Annotated in this window: 20 protein-coding genes; all 20 read left to right on the top strand. The window is 52.9% G+C overall.

From position 1 onward, the window contains the following. Positions 1–127 precede the first annotated feature (127 nt). The 20 genes from HP435_RS24505 to HP435_RS24410 all read left to right on the top strand — a co-directional run bounded on the left by HP435_RS24505 (position 128) and on the right by HP435_RS24410 (position 17579). Positions 128–1636: a spore germination protein gene (locus tag HP435_RS24505; RefSeq protein ID WP_122964306.1), complete on the top strand. Its 1509-nt coding sequence runs from the start codon at positions 128–130 to the stop codon at positions 1634–1636. 26 nt (positions 1637–1662) lie between these two features. Beyond that, a complete protein-coding gene (locus HP435_RS24500; RefSeq protein WP_173596655.1) occupies positions 1663–2844 on the top strand; it encodes a Ger(x)C family spore germination protein in 1182 nt (393 codons plus the stop codon). Positions 2845–2863: 19 nt separating this feature from the next. Next, positions 2864–3091, top strand: coding sequence for a hypothetical protein (locus tag HP435_RS24495; protein ID WP_122964308.1), 228 nt, complete (start codon positions 2864–2866; stop codon positions 3089–3091). An 82-nt stretch (positions 3092–3173) separates the two neighbouring features. Then, a complete protein-coding gene (locus HP435_RS24490; protein ID WP_063230832.1) occupies positions 3174–3524 on the top strand; it encodes a DUF2512 family protein in 351 nt (116 codons plus the stop codon). Between the two features lie 58 nt (positions 3525–3582). Beyond that, positions 3583–3894, top strand: coding sequence for a hypothetical protein (locus tag HP435_RS24485; RefSeq protein WP_173598550.1), 312 nt, complete (start codon positions 3583–3585; stop codon positions 3892–3894). Positions 3895–4302: 408 nt separating this feature from the next. After that, positions 4303–5322, top strand: coding sequence for a cytochrome c oxidase subunit II (gene coxB, locus HP435_RS24480; RefSeq protein WP_122964309.1), 1020 nt, complete (start codon positions 4303–4305; stop codon positions 5320–5322). 59 nt (positions 5323–5381) lie between these two features. Beyond that, positions 5382–7229, top strand: a complete 1848-nt coding sequence (gene ctaD, locus HP435_RS24475) for a cytochrome c oxidase subunit I (protein ID WP_122964310.1) — start codon at positions 5382–5384, stop codon at positions 7227–7229. Further along, complete coding sequence (locus tag HP435_RS24470) at positions 7229–7855, top strand: cytochrome (ubi)quinol oxidase subunit III (protein WP_122964311.1); 627 nt, start codon at positions 7229–7231, stop codon at positions 7853–7855. Before ctaD ends, HP435_RS24470 begins: the two co-directional genes overlap by 1 nt. A gap of 3 nt (positions 7856–7858) precedes the next feature. Beyond that, positions 7859–8176 carry a cytochrome C oxidase subunit IV family protein gene (locus HP435_RS24465; protein ID WP_122964312.1) on the top strand — a complete coding sequence of 106 codons (318 nt, stop codon included), beginning with the start codon at positions 7859–7861 and terminating at the stop codon, positions 8174–8176. Between the two features lie 298 nt (positions 8177–8474). Continuing rightward, positions 8475–8774 carry an EthD family reductase gene (locus tag HP435_RS24460; protein WP_122964313.1) on the top strand — a complete coding sequence of 100 codons (300 nt, stop codon included), beginning with the start codon at positions 8475–8477 and terminating at the stop codon, positions 8772–8774. Positions 8775–8777: 3 nt separating this feature from the next. Continuing rightward, complete coding sequence (locus HP435_RS24455; protein WP_063230839.1) at positions 8778–9239, top strand: hotdog fold thioesterase; 462 nt, start codon at positions 8778–8780, stop codon at positions 9237–9239. A 96-nt stretch (positions 9240–9335) separates the two neighbouring features. Next, complete coding sequence (locus HP435_RS24450; protein ID WP_063230840.1) at positions 9336–9728, top strand: PaaI family thioesterase; 393 nt, start codon at positions 9336–9338, stop codon at positions 9726–9728. A 30-nt stretch (positions 9729–9758) separates the two neighbouring features. Then, positions 9759–10541 carry an enoyl-CoA hydratase-related protein gene (locus tag HP435_RS24445; protein WP_063230841.1) on the top strand — a complete coding sequence of 261 codons (783 nt, stop codon included), beginning with the start codon at positions 9759–9761 and terminating at the stop codon, positions 10539–10541. Positions 10542–10585: 44 nt separating this feature from the next. Next, positions 10586–11914: a phenylacetate--CoA ligase PaaK gene (paaK, locus tag HP435_RS24440; protein ID WP_122964314.1), complete on the top strand. Its 1329-nt coding sequence runs from the start codon at positions 10586–10588 to the stop codon at positions 11912–11914. 53 nt (positions 11915–11967) lie between these two features. Then, complete coding sequence (locus tag HP435_RS24435) at positions 11968–12741, top strand: enoyl-CoA hydratase-related protein (RefSeq protein ID WP_122964315.1); 774 nt, start codon at positions 11968–11970, stop codon at positions 12739–12741. 9 nt (positions 12742–12750) lie between these two features. Further along, on the top strand, positions 12751–13527 hold the full coding sequence (locus HP435_RS24430) for an enoyl-CoA hydratase-related protein (protein WP_122964316.1): 777 nt from the start codon (positions 12751–12753) through the stop codon (positions 13525–13527). Positions 13528–13548: 21 nt separating this feature from the next. After that, positions 13549–14406: a 3-hydroxyacyl-CoA dehydrogenase family protein gene (locus HP435_RS24425; RefSeq protein ID WP_122964317.1), complete on the top strand. Its 858-nt coding sequence runs from the start codon at positions 13549–13551 to the stop codon at positions 14404–14406. Next, positions 14390–15145 carry a 3-hydroxyacyl-CoA dehydrogenase family protein gene (locus HP435_RS24420; RefSeq protein WP_122964318.1) on the top strand — a complete coding sequence of 252 codons (756 nt, stop codon included), beginning with the start codon at positions 14390–14392 and terminating at the stop codon, positions 15143–15145. Before HP435_RS24425 ends, HP435_RS24420 begins: the two co-directional genes overlap by 17 nt. Then, positions 15142–16341 carry a thiolase family protein gene (locus HP435_RS24415; RefSeq protein ID WP_122964319.1) on the top strand — a complete coding sequence of 400 codons (1200 nt, stop codon included), beginning with the start codon at positions 15142–15144 and terminating at the stop codon, positions 16339–16341. The genes HP435_RS24420 and HP435_RS24415 overlap by 4 nt, the downstream gene beginning before the upstream one ends. Before the next feature lie 38 nt (positions 16342–16379). After that, positions 16380–17579: a thiolase family protein gene (locus HP435_RS24410; protein ID WP_122964320.1), complete on the top strand. Its 1200-nt coding sequence runs from the start codon at positions 16380–16382 to the stop codon at positions 17577–17579. The last annotated feature ends 4 nt before the right edge of the window (positions 17580–17583 follow it).

The following is a 17583-nucleotide window of genomic DNA, read 5'->3' as shown; positions in this document are numbered from 1 at the left end:
ACCAGCTGAAAAGGCGTCTCTTCCCGATTGAACGGGGGAGGGCGCCTTTTCTTTTTGATGTTTTCGTTTAGTAACAGACTCGGGTGGAAAAACTGGATAAATAATTGCCAATGTAAGGAGCAATGAGATGGCTCAGATTGGCCCTCGCCTGGATGAGAATGTTCATTTTGTGAAAGAGTCGCTTGGGTACAGCAATGATATTGTAATTCGCGAACTGGTGCTGGATAGCCGGGAGCCTGTACGTGCTGCGATCCTCTACACGGATGGGATGGTCGACTCGCACATGGTACAGGGCGTTTTGATTAACAGTCTGCTCTACAAGACCCGGTTCAAAGAAATAGAGCTGGAACGAGAGGAAGATCTCGTCCCTTTTTTAAAGGATGCGGTTCTGACCGTTGGAGATATCGGAGACGTCAACAATTTTCCCGAGCTGTTTACAGCCATGCTTTCCGGCTGTGTCATCATCCTCATAGACGGCTATGAAAAAGCAATGGCCATCGGCTTGCAGGAGTGGAAAGACAGGGGAGTGACCGAGCCTACAGCGCAAACGGTCATTCGCGGGCCGAGGGAAGGCTTTACGGAAAGTCTGCGGACGAATATCACTCTTTTGCGCAGAAGGATCGCCAGCGAAAAGATGTGGGTGGAAACTAGGCGAATCGGGGAAGTGACGAAGACCGAGATCGCCGTCGTGTACATCAAAGGTCTGGTCGAGGAAGGCGTAATCGAGGAGGTTCGCAACAGGCTGGATCGGATTGATGTGGACGGCCTGATGGAGAGCGGGATGATCGAGGAACTGATACAGGATGCGGCGTACACTCCTTTTCCCACGATTTCCAATTCCGAGCGTCCCGATGTGGTTGCGGCGAATTTGCTGGAGGGGAGAGTTGCCATCATAGTCGATGGGACTCCGTTCGTTTTGACTGTCCCTTCTTTGTTTGTCGAGTTTTTTCATTCGGCTGAAGACTACTACCAGCGGGCTGATTTCAGTACGTTGATTCGGATGCTGCGCTTTGTCAGCTTTTTTATCGCCTTGCTCGCGCCGTCGCTCTATATTGCGATCACGACCTTCCATCAGGAGATGTTGCCGACACAGCTTTTGATCAGCTTGGCCGCGCAGCGTGAGGGCGTGCCTTTTCCCGCGCTGGTAGAGGCGCTGTTGATGGAGATCGCGTTCGAAATTTTGCGAGAGGCGGGCATCCGCATGCCGCGTGCGGTCGGTCAAGCGATCTCCGTTGTCGGAACGCTGGTCATCGGACAGGCGGCGGTAGAGGCGGGAATCGTCTCGGCAGCGATGGTTATCGTCGTGTCGATTACGGCGATCTCCAGCTTTATTTTTCCCGCGATCAACATGTCGATTCCCGTGCGGATTCTCCGGTTTCCGTTGATGATTTTGGCAGCTTCCTTTGGGATTTACGGGATTATCGTCGGAGTGCTTGGGCTGGTTCTGCATTTGTGCAGCCTGCGTTCGTTTGGCGTACCCTACATGAGTACATTCGCCCCGTTTTCCTTCAAAGAACAGCGTGATGCGATCTTGCGCGCGCCGCGCTGGATGATGGACAAACGCCCAGAGTCGATCACCAAACGAAACATGCGCCGTCAATCTCCGAATTTGAAGCCGAAGCCGCCAGAGCATTAAGGTAAAAAGGCAAGGAGTGAACTTCTATGAAAGTCATCAAAGTGCTTCTCTGCTTGACACTTGTCTTCCTGCTGGGCGGTTGCTGGAATCGCAAGGAGCTGAACGATCTGGCGATTTGCGTCGGCATCGGAATTGACAAGGTAAAGACCGGGTATAGCGTGTCTGTCCAGGTCGTGGACCCGGCTGAGGTGGCAGCCAACAAAGGCAAACCGGGGAGGGCTCCTGTTACGCTGTTTACGATGAGCGGTGCCACTGTATTTGAAGCTCTCCGCAAAATGACGACGATATCGCCGCGGAAAATTTATATGTCGCACACGAGGATGCTGATTTTGGGGGAGGAACTGGCACGGGAAGGAATTGCGCCTGTGCTTGATTTTGTTTCGCGCGATCACGAGTTTCGGACGGATTTTTACATTGCTGTGGCTCGCGGTACGACAGCTCACAACATCTTGAAGGTCATTACGCCGTTGGAGCAGATTCCCGCCAATGAGCTGTTCGCTTCCTTGGAGACGTCGTCCAAAGCGTGGGCGCCAACCGCCGCGATTACCCTTGATCAACTGATTGCGGACTTGACGAATAAGGGCAAACAGGCGGTACTGACGGGCATAAAGCTGACAGGCTCGCCGGAGGAAGGGGATCAGCGCGAAAATGTGGAGCAGATTGATTCCAACGTGCTTTTGCAGTACACGACACTCGCTGCCTTTCGGGGAGACAAGCTGATTGGCTGGCTCAACGAGAAGGACAGCAAGGCGTACAACTACATAACCGGAAATGTCAAAAGTACGGCTGGCAGCCTTCCGTGCAAAGGGGGAGGGCGCCTGACGATGGAAATTATGAAGTCGAACTCCAAGGTGAAAGCCATCCTGAAAAATGGCAAGCCGGAAATCATGGTCGATATTCACCTGGAAAATGACATCGGCGAAGTGCAGTGCAAAATCGACCTGACCAAAATGGAGACGATCGAAGAAATCCAAAAAGAAGCCGAAAAAGGCATGGTTGCTACAGGAATGCGGGCGGTCACTTATGCGAAGCAGCATGAAGTGGACATTTTCGGATTCGGAGATGTCATCCACCGCCAGTATCCGAAGGTGTGGAAACAACTCGAAAAAAACTGGAACAAGGAATTTGCCAAGCTCCCGGTTCACATCAAGGCAGAAGTGAAAATCAGGCGACTGGGAACGATCAACAACGCTTTCAAGGAAAAATGAGTGATCAGGAGGGGGAGTCATGTCGGTATTGACGGTAGTCTTCATCTCCATCGTCGTCAGTCTGTACGAGCTGCCCAGGCTGATCCGCAAGAAACAGCGAAAAGAAACGATTGTGTTTATCGTCATGCTCGTGATCAGTGTCGGGATGTATGCCGCTACACAATTTGGTCTTGTGCCCAACCCTGTCTATGCGATGGAAATCATCTACAAGCCGATGGATGACTGGATCAAGCAGTGGCTGCATTGAGGACGGAGGCTTGTTGCCGCGAGGATTGCCGCTGGAAAGCGGGGCATACTGAGAAGACCTCAGCAAAGGAGTGGAAACACACGTGGACGGTCTTTTGATGAAGCTTCTGGTAAGCCCGATCTTGGTTGTTTTGGCTGATGCCCTCTTTCCCGAGGTGAATTTTGCGAACCTGTACCAGTCTGTCGGTGTCGGCTTTGTCCTTGCTCTTGCCGGATTTTTTCTGGACAGGGCCATTCTGGCTCCGGGCAGTCTGTGGCTTACAACCGCCATTGATTTTATCATCGGTTTTCTGATTGTATACGGCAGCATCGTCTTTTTGCCTGATGCCCAAATCTCGGCAATGGGAGCGGGATTTGTCGCCATCTTTTACGGTGTGGCCGAATACTTGCAGCATACATGGCTGCTTCGTGCGATCCGCTCGGAAAACACATAGAGGTGCCATTGTTGCCGGGACAGCCCCGTCCATCTGCGAAAAGACGGGGCTGTCCTTTTTGCTGCGCGCGCGTCAATCGTTTTTCGAAGGAGCCAGCTTTTTGGTTGCGATCCGTTCGATCCAGCTCCAGGCGCAACGATTCGCTGAAGCCTCCGTATGCGCATCCGGCATTGTTGAGCAACAGGTCGATTCGCCCGTGGCGATCCGCGATGTCGGCGATCGCCTATTCGATCTGGGGAGGGCTGGTGACATCCAAGGAAATCACTTCCATATGTTCGGTTGCTATATGCAAGTTTGCGAGTTTGTCAAGTGGGCCTCTTTTTTGCGGGTCGCGCATGGAAGCAATTACGTAAAATCCAGCCTTGACTAATGCCACAGAAGCGTGCATGCCGAAGCCGCTGGAGGAGCCAGTGATTAGTGCAATTGGTCTTTTTTTCATATATTTCTCCTTTAAGTTGCCTAAACTGGTTACATTTATCTTAAAAGTTCACAAATTTGTTCATAAATTTGTTAACAAAATGATAACAAATAGCCTTTAGATTAAGGAAAATTTATGTATACTTAAATGGTTACCACGCATTGGCAGGAGTCTGCAATCTCGGCCCTTTTGCTCCTTCTGTTTGTTTTTGGGATGACTGCTAATACTTTTCCTGATTGGGTATGATAGTTGGGGAAGGAATAGATAGCCATCCTTGTGCAAAATTGAAAGAGCAAAAAGCTTCTAGTTTGTATGCGTGGCTAGAACGTTACCAACACGAAGAAAGAGGGGTTCATTGGTATGAAGGGTTGGCAACAGTTTTGGCGTCAGCTTTCTCTGTTTGGTCTGCTGGCGCTGGTGTTAACCGGGTGTGGCAAAGATGAGCTCTCAGCGCTCAAGCCTTCCGGCCCGGTTGCTTCGATGCAGTATGACCTGATGAAGCTGTCCTCCGCTATCATGATCGGCGTCTTCATTGTCGTTATGCTGATCTTTACGTACGTCCTTATCCGATACCGTAAGCGTCCAGGGCAGCAAGGCGTTCCAAAGCAGGTCGAAGGCAATCATGCACTTGAGATTCTTTGGACAGTAATTCCTTTCCTGCTCCTGATTGTGATGGCGATTCCAACCGTTACAACCGGTTTCGCCCTGCACAAGGAATTTCCAAAAGAGGAAGCGCTTCAAGTGAAGGTAACCGCTCACCAGTTCTGGTGGGAGTTCGAGTATCCGGATCTGGGAGTAGCAACCGCACAAGACCTGGTTCTGCCAGTTGGCAAAAAGGTTCAGTTCCAAGTGACCTCTGCTGACGTTATGCACGCATTCTGGATTCCTGCTCTGGGCGGTAAAATCGATACCAACCCGGGACAAGAAAACAAGATTTGGCTGCAAGCAGACAAAACAGGTATTTTCTACGGAAAATGCGCGGAGCTCTGTGGAGCGTCCCATGCCTTGATGGACTTCAAGGTAGAAGTAATGGACCAGACTGCATTTGACAGCTGGGCAAACGGCATGAAGGGCGTTCAGTCCAAAGAGCCGGTAGCCGCTACAGCTCCAAGTGCTGCACAAGGTCAAGAAATCTTCAACAAAAGCTGTCTCGGCTGTCACGCCATCGCTGGAAAAGGCGGAAAACTGGGTCCAAACCTGACCAACTTCGCAGATCGCGAACGCGTAGCAGGTATTCTTGCCCACACGCCTGAAAATCTGGCAGAGTGGCTCAAAGATCCGCAAAAGGTAAAACCGGGCAACAACATGCCTAACCTCAACCTCGACGATGCACAAGTGAAAGCGCTTGTAGAGTACATGTCTACACTCAGCGTGAAGTAACTACCGTAATGAAATGACATTTCGTCATAGGCAGTGACGCTTAAAAAGGAGGTAAACCTGTGTCTGCACATGCTTCTCACGCACCCGCACCAAAACGTTCAGGGCTGTGGGACTGGCTCACGACAGTGGATCACAAGAAGATCGCGATCCTGTACTTGATTGCCGGTGGTATTTTCTTTCTCGCCGGTGGTTATGAGGCCCTGTTGATCCGTTTGCAGTTGATGTATCCAGAAGCTTCTGTAGTTGGTGCCAAGACGTTTAACGAATTGATTACCATGCACGGCACGACGATGATTTTCTTGGCGGTCATGCCAGTCATTTTCGCGCTGATGAACGCAGTCGTTCCGCTTCAAATCGGAGCGCGCGACGTAGCGTTCCCTTTTGTTAACGCTCTCGGTTTCTGGTTGTTCTTCTTCGGAGGAGTGCTCCTGAACACCAGCTGGTTCCTTGGCGGAGCACCAGATGCCGGATGGACATCTTATACCACTTTGGCTTTGAACCAATATAGCGGCCGCGGAGTAGACTTCTACGTTCTCGGTTTGCAAATTGCCGGTCTCGGTACGCTGATCGGTGGTATCAACTTCCTTGTTACCATCATCAACATGCGTGCTCCAGGGATGACATTCATGCGCATGCCAATGTTCACCTGGGCGTCTTTTATTACATCCGGTCTGATTCTGTTCGCTTTCCCGGCGATTACAGTAGGTCTGGTTCTCTTGATGTTCGACCGTTTGTTTGGCGGTAACTTCTTCAACCCGGATGCGGGTGGTAACGTTGTCATTTGGGAGCACTTGTTCTGGATCTTCGGTCACCCCGAAGTATACATCCTGATTCTCCCGGCATTCGGTGTTATTTCTGAAATTATCTCCACCTTTGCAAGAAAGCGCCTGTTCGGTTACAGCTCCATGGTATTCGCAACTGCGCTGATCGGCTTCCTCGGCTTCATGGTGTGGGCTCACCACATGTTCACAACTGGTTTGGGCGCCATTGCCAACACGCTGTTCGGTCTGGCTACGATGCTGATTGCGGTACCTACGGGTATTAAAATCTTTAACTGGCTTTTGACCATGTGGGGCGGACAAATTCGCTTCCCTACCGCAAACTTGTTTGCAGTAGGCTTCATTCCGACATTTACGATCGGTGGTATGACAGGGGTTATGCTCGCGGTTCCGCCAGCTGACTACCAATACCATGACAGCTACTTCGTAGTAGCTCACTTCCACTACGTTATCGTAGGGGGTCTCGTCTTCGGTCTGTTCGCCGGTCTTTACTACTGGTGGCCGAAAATGTTCGGTAAAATGCTGAATGAAACAATCGGTAAATGGAACTTCTGGACGTTCTTCATCGGTTTCCATCTTACCTTCTTCCCGCAACACTTCCTTGGTCTGATGGGGATGCCGCGCCGCGTCTTCACATACCTGAAAGGTCAGGACCTGGATGTAGGGAACTTTATCAGTACCATCGGTGTATTCGGTATGACGATCGGTACAATCCTGTTCCTCATCAACGTTGTCGTTGCAGCAAAAGGCAAACGCGCACCTGCGGACCCGTGGGATGGACGCTCGCTGGAGTGGACAATTCCGTCGCCGCCGCCTGAGTACAACTTTGCCCAAACACCTCTGGTGCGTGGTCTGGATGCATTCTGGATCGAGAAAATGGCTGGCAACAAAGGCATGACACCTGCTGAACCGCTCGGTGACATCCACATGCCATCGCCATCGTTCCTGCCGTTCCTGATGTCCGTCGGTCTGTTCATTGCAGGCTATGGCTTCATGTACCACAACTACGTTGTAGTAGCGATCGGCTTGATTTTGACTTTCGGATGTATGTTCGCACGTTCTGTAAAAGACGATCCTGGTTATCATATTCATGAGGATGAAATCGAAGAGAAAGGGGTTAAGGCTTAATGGCTACACATCACGCAAATGCAGTTTTACCTGATGAACCGGAAAAAGCCACCCTTGAAGGCAAGAACAAGATTCTTGGCTTCTGGCTCTTCCTTGGTGGAGAGACTGTTCTTTTCGGTTCGTTGTTCGCAACTTTTATCGCGCTGCGTGATCAAGCAAACGGCGGACCGACGTCCCAGCAACTGTTTGACATGCCGCTGGTTGCAGCTGCAACACTTCTTTTGCTTACCAGTTCGATGACAAGTGTTATGGCTACACTCGCTCTGCACAAGAAAAACTTGAAAATGATTCAAGTTTGGCTGACCATCACTGTATTGCTCGGTCTCGGATTCCTTGCCCTGGAGATTTATGAGTTTGTGCATTATGTGCATGAAGGACATAAAATCTCGACAAGTGCGTTCGGCTCTGCGTTCTACACATTGGTTGGCTTCCACGGGGGTCACGTAGCGTTCGGGATTCTCTGGATCACTTTGTTGCAGTTGTCGGCAGTGAAGAAAGGCTTGACGGTAGTAACGGCTCCTAAGTTCTACCTGGCCTGCTTGTACTGGCACTTTATCGACGTAGTATGGGTATTCATCTTTACCGTGGTATATCTCATGGGTATGATCGGTGGAAAGGTGGGATAATCTATGGGAGCACACGCTCATAATGAAGAGGTACGCAAGCCGAAAGTAAAACACGACGGTCCAAAAAGACACGTTGTAGCTTTCATCGGATCTCTCGTATTGACCGCACTTGCATTTATTGCTGTTGCGTATGAAGTGATTCCGGTAGGTTTTACCGTACCGTTCATCGTCGTCTTGGCTTTCATCCAGGCGTTCTTCCAACTGTTTGTTTGGATGCACATGGATCAAAAAGGCCACGAGTTCGCACGGATCAGCATTTTCGCCGGGCTGTTCGTGATCCTGCTTGCAGTAATCGTCTTCGTTTACTGGGTGTGGATCTAGAACGCTTGGCAAGGACAAGAGGGCAGACCAAAAGTCTGTCCTCTTTTTTTCGGGCTGTCAGAAGTCATTTCTGGCAGCCATTTTTTTGTACTATCGAGCGGGAATTGAGATAAGCATGGGATAGGAGCGGCTTTTCGGGAAGGGAGGGAGCAGACAGAGTTTTCTCGCTTTTTGAAAAATACTTGCACCTATCTACAAGGCTTTATATAATAAAAATATCAACATGCGTTAAAATAACGTTATATTATTAAGTCGTCACATATTTTGTGAAAATAAATGAATGAAAGCAGGGATCGCAATGGTGAAATTGGTGGCAATTTATCGCAAGCCGGAAGATATCGAGGCTTTTGACAAGCACTATTTTGAAGTGCACGCTGCACTCGCTGAGAAAATGCCTGGCTTGATCAAGATGGAGGTAAGCAAAGTATACGGCACGCCGATGGGCGAATCCGATCTGCATCTGCTCGCAGAAATGTACTTTGAAACGAAGGAAGCCTTGTTGGAAGCGTTGTCATCTCCAGAGGGGCGTGCAGCAGGAAAAGACTTGCGCGGCTTTGCAGGCCAAGTAGTGTCCATGCATTTTGCCGAAGTGGTTTAACGTATGGGAACAAAATCGTTTGTTGACGAGCGCGAGCTGCATCATAAACATTACGACGAGATTTGCGAAAAGCTGAAACAAGACCAGTTCGCCCAGTTTCTGGGGGTCAAGCTGATCGAGCTTGGCGAGGGGACTGCGACAGCAGAGGTGACGGTGGCCGATCATATGTTGAATGCGCACGGTACAGCGCACGGCGCCATCATTTTCTCCCTGGCTGATTTTGTTTTTGCCGCAGCCTGTAACTCCTACGGAAAAACATCTGTTGCGCTCTCGATGAACATCGGATTTTTGGCCGCAGCAATGAAAGGAAACCGGCTTGTGGCAACGGCTACGGAAGAGAAGAAGAACAACCGGACAGCCTGGTACCGCATCCGCGTAGAATCCGAGCACGGCCTGGTAGCGACATTGGACGCACTGGCTTATCGGAAAAATGAATACTTCATTTCGCTGGACGACAAGGAATAACCAAATGCACACACAAAACGGAGAAAGGAAGCCGAATGCCGCGTGCACAGGCTCCTTTCCCTGTTTCACGAGGATACCAGACACGGGGGCGAGAGGATGACAGTGGAAATCCGCAATCGATTCAATCACTACCTGGGCATAGAAGTCGTACACCGAGATGAGCAGGGCTGCAAGGTAGCACTGAAAATTCGCCCTGAACTGTTCAACAGCATAGATGGGGTCGTACATGGTGGCGTGACGGCGACGTTGGCTGACGTAGCGATGGGACATGGAGCTGCGCCACATGTAGACGGCGTGCAGCAATGCGTTACGGTAGAGAGCAAAATTCAATATTTGTACCCTGCCCGCGGGGAGAGGCTGGAAGCTGAGTCTCGCGTTTTGAAGCAGGGCAAGAGCCTGATCATTATGGAGGCGCGCGTCACCTGTGACGGCAAGCTCGTTGCTTTTGCCACGGGAACGTATGCGCGGGTCAATCCCAATCGAAGCTAAAGAGAATGGTTGCACGAGGAGGGGATAGAAGTGGAAGAAACGGTTCGCTTTGAACGAGACGGCCATGTGGCGATCATCACGCTCAACCGTCCGGATGAGCTGAATGCACTGAACTACGCTACATTGGAGCGGCTGGGTGATCTGATTGAACAAGTGCGGCTTGATTCAAAAGACATTCGGGTGCTGCTGATAAAAGGCGAAGGCCGGGCGTTTTGCGCAGGAGCTGATTTGAAAGAGCGGCGCACGCTGAACGAACAGCAAGTCCGCAGAAACGTTCGCAAAATTCGCGATGTGTTCACCGCGCTGGAACGATTGCCGCAGCCGACGATCGCGTTGATCAACGGCTTCGCTTTCGGTGGTGGATTTGAACTAGCGCTCGCTTGTGATTTCCGCTACGCCGTGGAGGAAGCGAAAATGGGGCTGACCGAGGTCAGTCTGGGCATCATTCCCGGAGCGGGCGGAACGCAGCGTCTGTCGCGTTTGATCAGTCCGGCGAAGGCGAAGGAACTGATTTTGACAGCCCGGCGCATTCAGGCGAATGAAGCTTGCCGCTTGGGGATATTGAATGGAGTTGCGCAAGACGGGGAACAATTGCTGGAGCTGGCAATGGGGCTGGCCCAAGAGATTCTCGGCAACGCACCGCTCGCCGTCTATCAGGCAAAGGCGGCCATCGACCGCGGAAGCAGCGTCGATTTGCAAACAGGGCTGGACGTGGAAACGATGTGCTATGAAGTCATTATCCCAACGAAAGACCGCCTGGAAGCGCTGGAAGCTTTCCGCGAAAAAAGAAAGCCTGTGTTCAAGGGAGAATAGGCGATAGCTACAAAGACATAACGTGACGGAATGAGGGAAACGGCATGATCTTTAATACAGAAATGGAAACGTTGTCAAGAGAAGAGCTGACCAAGCTTCAAGTGGAGCGTTTGAAAGAAACGGTGGCGCGCGTCTACGAACGAGTGCCTTTTCATCAAAAAGCTTTTGACGAAGCAGGCGTAAAACCGGAAGATATCCAGTCCATCGAAGACATTCAGAAGCTGCCGTTCATGAAAAAAACCGATCTGCGAGAAAATTATCCGTTCAAGCTGTTCGCTGTGGACATGAAGGAAGTAGCGCGCATTCACGGTTCGTCCGGCACAAAAGGCAAGCCGACTGTTGTAGGCTACACGAAGAAAGACCTGGAAAACTGGGCGGAAATCGTCGCGCGCGCCATTTGCTGTGCGGGCGGCCAGCCAGGGGATATTTTCCACAACGCTTACGGTTATGGCCTGTTTACGGGCGGACTCGGTCTGCATAACGGAATCGAGCACATGGGCGCGGTAGCGGTTCCTGTATCCGGGGGCAATACTTCCCGGCAAATTACACTGATCGAGGACTTCCAGCCACGCGGGATTGCAGCCACTCCGTCTTACGTGCTCAACATCGTCGAAGAAATGAAAAAGCAAGGCATAAACCCGCGGGAGACAAGCGTGAAGTACGGCATTTTCGGGGCCGAGCCATGGTCGGAGGAAATGCGCGTTCAGCTCGAAGAAGCGCTCGACATCAAGGCGGTGGACATTTACGGATTGAGCGAGGTCATGGGACCGGGCGTATCGATCGAATGCCACGAGGCCCAGGATGGCTTGCACATTGCGGAAGATCATTTCTACGCAGAAATCATCGATCCGAATACAGGTGAAGTGCTGCCGCATGGACAAGAAGGCGAGCTTGTCTTCACTTCCTTGACGAAAGAAGCATTCCCTGTCATTCGTTATCGCACAGGAGATATCGCATCGCTCAACCCGGAACCCTGTAAGTGTGGCCGCACCACCATGCGCATGTCCCGCATCAAAGGCCGTGTAGACGATATGCTCATCATTCGCGGCGTCAATGTGTTCCCGACCGAGATCGAGTCTGTTTTGCTGACCTTTAACCAGTTGGCTCCGCACTATCAGGTAGTGATCGAGCGCGACGGGGCATTGGATCGCTTTGAGGTGCACTGCGAGCTGACCGAGAAGTACGCCAGTGAAATCAACGGAAATGAAAGCGCTGCTTTGTCGCATCTTGTAAAAGAGATTGGGCATATGATCAAAAATACGTTGGGTGTGTCTGTCGTGCTGCGGATTCAACAACCAAATTCCTTGACGCGCAGCGAAGGAAAGGCGATTCGCATTGTGGACAATCGGGGCAAAGCCCAGGCAGCGATCTAGCTGGCGAGTTTCCTAACGACTCGACTACCTGCGAAAAAGGGTGTGAACAGCGCATGGCTTACGAATATATCAAAACGGCCAGCGAAGACGGTATCGGTATTATTACCTTGAATCGACCGAAGATTCTTAACGCACTGAATTTGCAGTTGATTGATGAACTGGTCGCCGAGCTGGAACGGCTGGATCGGGACCCGGACATTCGCGTGATCGTGCTCACTGGCAATGACAAAGCGTTCGCAGCGGGAGCGGACATCAACGAAATGGCAGAGGCATCGGCAATCGAGATCATGAAGCGCGACCAGTTTGCCGTCTGGGATCGCATGTCGCTTATTTCCAAGCCGATCATCGGCGCTGTTAGCGGCTTCGTGCTGGGCGGCGGCTGTGAACTGATGATGAACTGCGATATCGTCATCGCTTCGGAGACAGCCGTCATCGGCCAGCCGGAAATCAAGCTTGGCGTCATGCCGGGAGCGGGCGGAACGCAGCGGCTGACCCGTGCGGTGGGAATGCGCAAGGCAATGGAAATGCTGCTGACGGGAGAACCGATATCGGCCAAAGAAGCGTTGCGCTACGGGCTGGTCAATCGCGTCGTGCCAGTGGAGGCGTATTTTCAGGAAGCGCTCAAGCTGGCGAAGCAAATTGCCGTTCAGCCCCCGCTCGCTGTACAGGTGATCAAAAAGGCGGTGCACAAAGCCGAGGATTTGCCGCTTGCCGAGGGCATGGACTATGAACGCAACGGCTTTTATTTGCTGCTCGCCAGCGAGGATCGCAAGGAAGGAATGCAAGCTTTCCTGAACAAGCGCAAACCCCGGTTTACGGGTAATTAGGAGGCGGCCATGTACGAAACGATTCTGTATGAAGTGTCAGAAGGCGTAGCGATTGTCACCTTGAATCGACCGGATAAATTCAACGCTTTTACAGAAGTCATGCACAAGGAAATCATTGCGGCGCTCAAACAGGCGCAAAAGGATGACGCTGTTCGCTGCATTTTGCTCACAGGCGCAGGCCGGGCTTTCAATGCCGGACAGGACCTGAGCGAAGTTTCTGGCGGAGACGTGGATTTCGGCGGATTTTTACGCGAGCGTTACAATCCGATGATTTTGCAGATGCACAAAACGGAGAAGCCGATTGTTGCGGCAGTTAACGGCGTGGCAGCAGGAGCGGGCATGAGTGTGGCGCTCGCTTGCGATATTCGCTTGGCTTCGGAAAAAGCGTCTTTTGTCAATGCGTTCGTGGGCATCGGACTTGTTCCAGACTCGGGCGGTTGCTACTTCCTGCCGCGCATCGTCGGAATCGGCAAGGCGCTGGAACTGGCGATGACGGGAGAAAAAGTATCGGCACAAGAGGCTCTCGGCATCGGACTCGTCAATCAGGTGTATCCGGCAGAGAGCTTTATGGAAGATGCCCTCGCCTATGCGCGCAAGCTGGCTGCCTTGCCGACGAGAGCCATCGGGCTGATCAAGCGCGCGATGTACAAAGGGCTGGAAATGGGACTGGAAGAGACGTTGGCCTACGAAGCCTACGCACAAGAGGCTGCGGGCAGCACAGCCGATCACAAGGAAGGGGTAGCGGCCTTCATGGAAAAACGCGCTCCCCGTTTTACGGGTCGTTAGGCGAAGGGAGGCACAAGTCTAGTGAATACAAAAACAGTAGGCGTTATCGGTGCGGGCACGATGGGAGCGGGGATCGCTCTCGTCTGCATTCGCAAAGGACATCAGGTCGTGCTTTTGGATGCCAATCAGGCGGTTTTGGACAAAGCGCTGACCTACTTGCAATCGATCACGGGAAAAGATGTGGAAAAAGGCAAAATCAGCGAGCAGGAAAAAGCGGACATGCTGGACAGGGCAAAGCTCGTATCAGAGATGGAACAACTGGCGGCGTGCGATATTGTCATCGAAGCCGTGCCGGAGCGGCTCGATTTGAAAAAGGGCATTTTCAGCGAGCTAAGCCGCATTTGCAGACCGGACGCGCTTTTGCTGACCAATACTTCCTCCATTTCCATTACGCAAATTGCTGGAGGGCTTCCTCATCCCGAGCGCATTCTCGGGTTTCATTTTTTCAATCCTGCGCCAGTCATGCCGCTCGTCGAAGTAATCCGCGGCAAAAAATCGAGCGAAGACAACGTGCAGGCGGCGTATCGCTTCGCAACAGAACTGGGCAAGGTGCCCGTGCTGGTGACAGACACGCCCGGATTTATCGTCAATCGCATCGCGCGTCCGTACTATAACGAGGCGTTGCGCATTTTGGGCGACCATGTGGCAGAGGTAGAGCAGATCGACCGAATCATGAAACGCGCAGGCGGCTTCAAAATGGGTCCGTTTGAGTTGCAGGACATGATCGGCATCGACATCAATTTTGCCACAACGGAATCGGTGTACACCGACTTCTTCCATGAAGGACGATTTAAGCCCAGCCGGATTCAGCAGCGGATGGTTCAGGCCGGCAGCTTGGGCAGAAAGACGGGGGAAGGCTTCTATGACTATGACAAATAAGGCGGTCGTGCTGACGGGCACAAGCCCGCTTTTTGCAGAGCTGCACCAACTTTTTGCAGAAAAAGGATATCAAGTGCTGTCCCTGGCGCAAGCCGCCACAAATTCTGCGGCGGTGGCGTTCGCAGTGGAGGTCAGCAATCTCGATTTAGAGCAAAAGGCTGAGGAGATTCGCCAGTTGGACAGCTTGCTTGCCCCTGATGTGCCGATTCTCACGACTTCGCTTGCGATCACGGCGACAGAGGTCGCTTCCTGGACGAAGCATCCCGAGCGGGTGTGCGGGTTCGGCACGCTGGTTCCGCTGGTGGAGCGGGAGCTGATTGAGCTTGCTCCGGCGCTGCAAACAGAAGCGAAGACGCTGCAAGCAGCGGAAGCTTTTTTCCAGTCGCTTGGCAAAGAAACGGAAGCCGTCAACGACGAGGTCGGGCTGGTTTTCCCGCGCATTCTTTCCCTGATTATTAATGAAGCGGCTTTTACGCTGATGGAAAAGGCGGCGACTGCCCGCGATATTGATATTGCCATGAAAAAAGGCACCAACTATCCGTATGGTCCGCTGGAATGGGCGGATCGCATCGGATTGGACGAGATTTATGCGATTTCCAGAGGCTTGCAGCGCGACCTCGCGGAAGAGCGCTACCGTACAGCTCCGCTGCTGCGCAAGCTCGTGCTGGCGGGGCGAGTCGGCGTACGCAGCGGGCAAGGTTTTTACGCATACGAAAGCAAGGCGGAGGCGAAGGCATGACGATGAACAGAAACGACGTATACGTAGCTGCCGCCGTTCGCACGCCGATCGGCAAGCTCGGGGGCAGTCTGAAGCATACGCCTATGGATGATTTGACTGCGCTCGTGCTGAATGGCGCCTTGGCGCAGGCAGGGCAAACAGGCGATGCTATCGACGGAGTCATTATGGGGAACGTCATTTCCGCGGGGCCGTTCATCAATATCGCGCGCGTAGGTCTGTTGAAAGCAGGGTTGCCGGAGAGCGTGCCGGGACTGACAGTGAACCGGGTCTGCGCCTCCGGATTGGAAGCGCTCAATCTGGCTGCACAGTCCATCCAGACCGGACACAGCCAGGCGATGCTTGCGGGCGGAGTAGAAAATTTGACGCGCTCGCCGTACATCATGGAGAAATTCGAGCAGCCGTACCAGCGCGGGGCACAGACGCTGATGGAATCGTTCGGCGGCCCGCGCTCTGCGCCTGTGTCGCTCTACGGAGATTTGACCATGGGCGATACGGCGGAAAACGTTGCCGAAAAGTTCGGCATCAGCCGCGAGGATCAAGATTTGTTTGCTGCCGAAAGCCAGAGACGTGCTATCGCGGCGATCGATGCCGGCTTGTTCAAGGAAGAAATCATCCCGGTAGTTTTGCGAGGAAAAAAAGGCGAAGAAACGCTGTTTGATACAGATGAGTTCCCGCGCCGCGATTCCAGTGTGGAGTCGCTTGCCAAGCTGCGCCCTGCTTTTCGCAAAAACGGCAGCGTGACCGCAGGCAACTCCTCCGGGATCAACGATGGCGCGGCGGCTCTTTTGCTCATGAATGAGGAAATGTTGAAGCGTTCGGGTACCGCGCCTTTGGGACGCATCGTGCATTTTGCTTGCGCTGGCGTCGACCCGCGCATTATGGGCATAGGACCAGTCGCAGCCATCCGCAAGCTGCTCGCCGAGGTCAAGCTGTCTGTCGAAGACATTGATCTGTTTGAACTGAATGAAGCTTTTGCCTCCCAGTCGCTCGCCTGCATGCGCGAGCTGGGGCTTGACCCAGAGAAGACCAATGTGAACGGCGGTGCCATCGCCTTGGGCCACCCGCTCGGCATGAGCGGCGCTCGTCTGGCAGGCACGCTCCTGTACGAGCTGCGCCGCCGCAAAAAGAAATACGGAATCGTTTCGCTGTGCATCGGGGGCGGACAGGGACTGGCTACGCTGGTCGAAGCGTTGTAGATGAATCGGGATGTCCTACTGTACTGGAGGAGTGGAAGATGAATACACCTGTCATTATCGATGCGATACGCACACCGATCGGACGGATTGGCGGAGCATTGAAAGAGGTGCGCCCGGATGATCTGGGCGCTTTGGTTATCCAAAAATTGCTGGAACGAAATCCGCTTGATGTAGGAACGATTGACGATGTCATGATGGGGTGCGCCAATCAGGCGGGCGAGGATAACCGCAACGTGGCGCGGATGTCGCTGCTTTTGGCTGGCTTGCCTGTCGAAGTGTCTGGCGTGACTGTCAACCGTTTGTGCGGCTCTGGGCTGGAAGCCGTGAACCAAAGCGCGAACGCGATCAAGGCAGGCGCTGGCGAAGTGTACATTGCCGGCGGACTGGAGAGCATGACGCGCGCACCTTTGGTCATGATGAAGCCTGGAGCGGCTTTTCAGCGCGGAAATCAGCAACTGGTGGACACGACGCTCGGCTGGCGGCTGGTGAACGATAAAATGAACGAGCTGTATCCGCCGATCAGCTTGGGCGAAACAGCCGAAAAGGTTGCCGAGCAATACGGGATCAGCCGCGAAGCGCAGGACGAGTTTGCGCTGCGAAGCCAGCAAAACTACGCGAGAGCACTGGCGGAAGGAAAATGGGCAGCAGAGATTGTGCCTGTCGAGCTGAGAGGGCGCAAAGGGGATGTCACGCTGTTTGACCGCGACGAACACGCTCGCCCGGAGACGACGATAGAGCAACTGCAAAAGCTCAAGCCAGCTTTTCAGGCAAACGGCACCGTTACGGCGGGCAATTCCAGCGGTTTGAACGATGGGGCAAGCGCCCTGCTTATCATGGAGCAAAAGGCGGCTTTGGCTGCTGGGCTTAAACCGCGCGCCCGCATCGTCGCTTCCGCAGTGGCAGGCGTTGATCCTTCTGTCATGGGGATTGGGCCGATTCCGGCTACGCACAAGGCGTTGAAGCAGGCGGGACTGTCGCTTGCCGATATCGACCTGTTTGAATTTAACGAAGCTTTTGCCGCACAAGCGGTAGCTTGCGTGCAAGAGCTGGGAGTCAATCCTGATCTGGTCAATGTCAATGGCGGCGCGATTGCTTTGGGGCATCCGCTCGGAGCTAGTGGCGCACGTATCCTGACCACGCTTTTGTACGAGATGGAGCGCAGGGAAGCTCGCTATGGTCTGGCTGCCATGTGTATCGGCGTGGGCCAGGGAATCGCGACGATTATTGAGCGCGTGTAGAAAG

The sequence above is a fragment of the Brevibacillus sp. HD3.3A genome, assembly GCF_013284375.2.
GTDB lineage: Bacteria > Bacillota > Bacilli > Brevibacillales > Brevibacillaceae > Brevibacillus > Brevibacillus parabrevis.
The sequence above is the reverse complement of the archived record's forward strand: the minus strand, read 5'-3'. Positions and strand labels throughout refer to the sequence as shown.

Excerpts from the sequence above, each read along its gene's own strand:
- HP435_RS24415 (WP_122964319.1), top strand. The coding sequence starts at position 15,142 with ATGACGATGAACAGAAACGACGTATACGTAGCTGCCGCCGTTCGCACG.
- HP435_RS24505 (WP_122964306.1), top strand. The coding sequence starts at position 128 with ATGGCTCAGATTGGCCCTCGCCTGGATGAGAATGTTCATTTTGTGAAA.
- HP435_RS24435 (WP_122964315.1), top strand. The coding sequence starts at position 11,968 with ATGGCTTACGAATATATCAAAACGGCCAGCGAAGACGGTATCGGTATT.
- HP435_RS24420 (WP_122964318.1), top strand. The coding sequence starts at position 14,390 with ATGACTATGACAAATAAGGCGGTCGTGCTGACGGGCACAAGCCCGCTT.
- HP435_RS24470 (WP_122964311.1), top strand. The coding sequence starts at position 7,229 with ATGGCTACACATCACGCAAATGCAGTTTTACCTGATGAACCGGAAAAA.
- HP435_RS24455 (WP_063230839.1), top strand. The coding sequence starts at position 8,778 with ATGGGAACAAAATCGTTTGTTGACGAGCGCGAGCTGCATCATAAACAT.
- HP435_RS24410 (WP_122964320.1), top strand. The coding sequence starts at position 16,380 with ATGAATACACCTGTCATTATCGATGCGATACGCACACCGATCGGACGG.
- HP435_RS24450 (WP_063230840.1), top strand. The coding sequence starts at position 9,336 with ATGACAGTGGAAATCCGCAATCGATTCAATCACTACCTGGGCATAGAA.
- paaK (WP_122964314.1), top strand. The coding sequence starts at position 10,586 with ATGATCTTTAATACAGAAATGGAAACGTTGTCAAGAGAAGAGCTGACC.
- coxB (WP_122964309.1), top strand. The coding sequence starts at position 4,303 with ATGAAGGGTTGGCAACAGTTTTGGCGTCAGCTTTCTCTGTTTGGTCTG.
- HP435_RS24465 (WP_122964312.1), top strand. The coding sequence starts at position 7,859 with ATGGGAGCACACGCTCATAATGAAGAGGTACGCAAGCCGAAAGTAAAA.
- HP435_RS24495 (WP_122964308.1), top strand. The coding sequence starts at position 2,864 with ATGTCGGTATTGACGGTAGTCTTCATCTCCATCGTCGTCAGTCTGTAC.
- HP435_RS24500 (WP_173596655.1), top strand. The coding sequence starts at position 1,663 with ATGAAAGTCATCAAAGTGCTTCTCTGCTTGACACTTGTCTTCCTGCTG.
- HP435_RS24430 (WP_122964316.1), top strand. The coding sequence starts at position 12,751 with ATGTACGAAACGATTCTGTATGAAGTGTCAGAAGGCGTAGCGATTGTC.
- HP435_RS24460 (WP_122964313.1), top strand. The coding sequence starts at position 8,475 with ATGGTGAAATTGGTGGCAATTTATCGCAAGCCGGAAGATATCGAGGCT.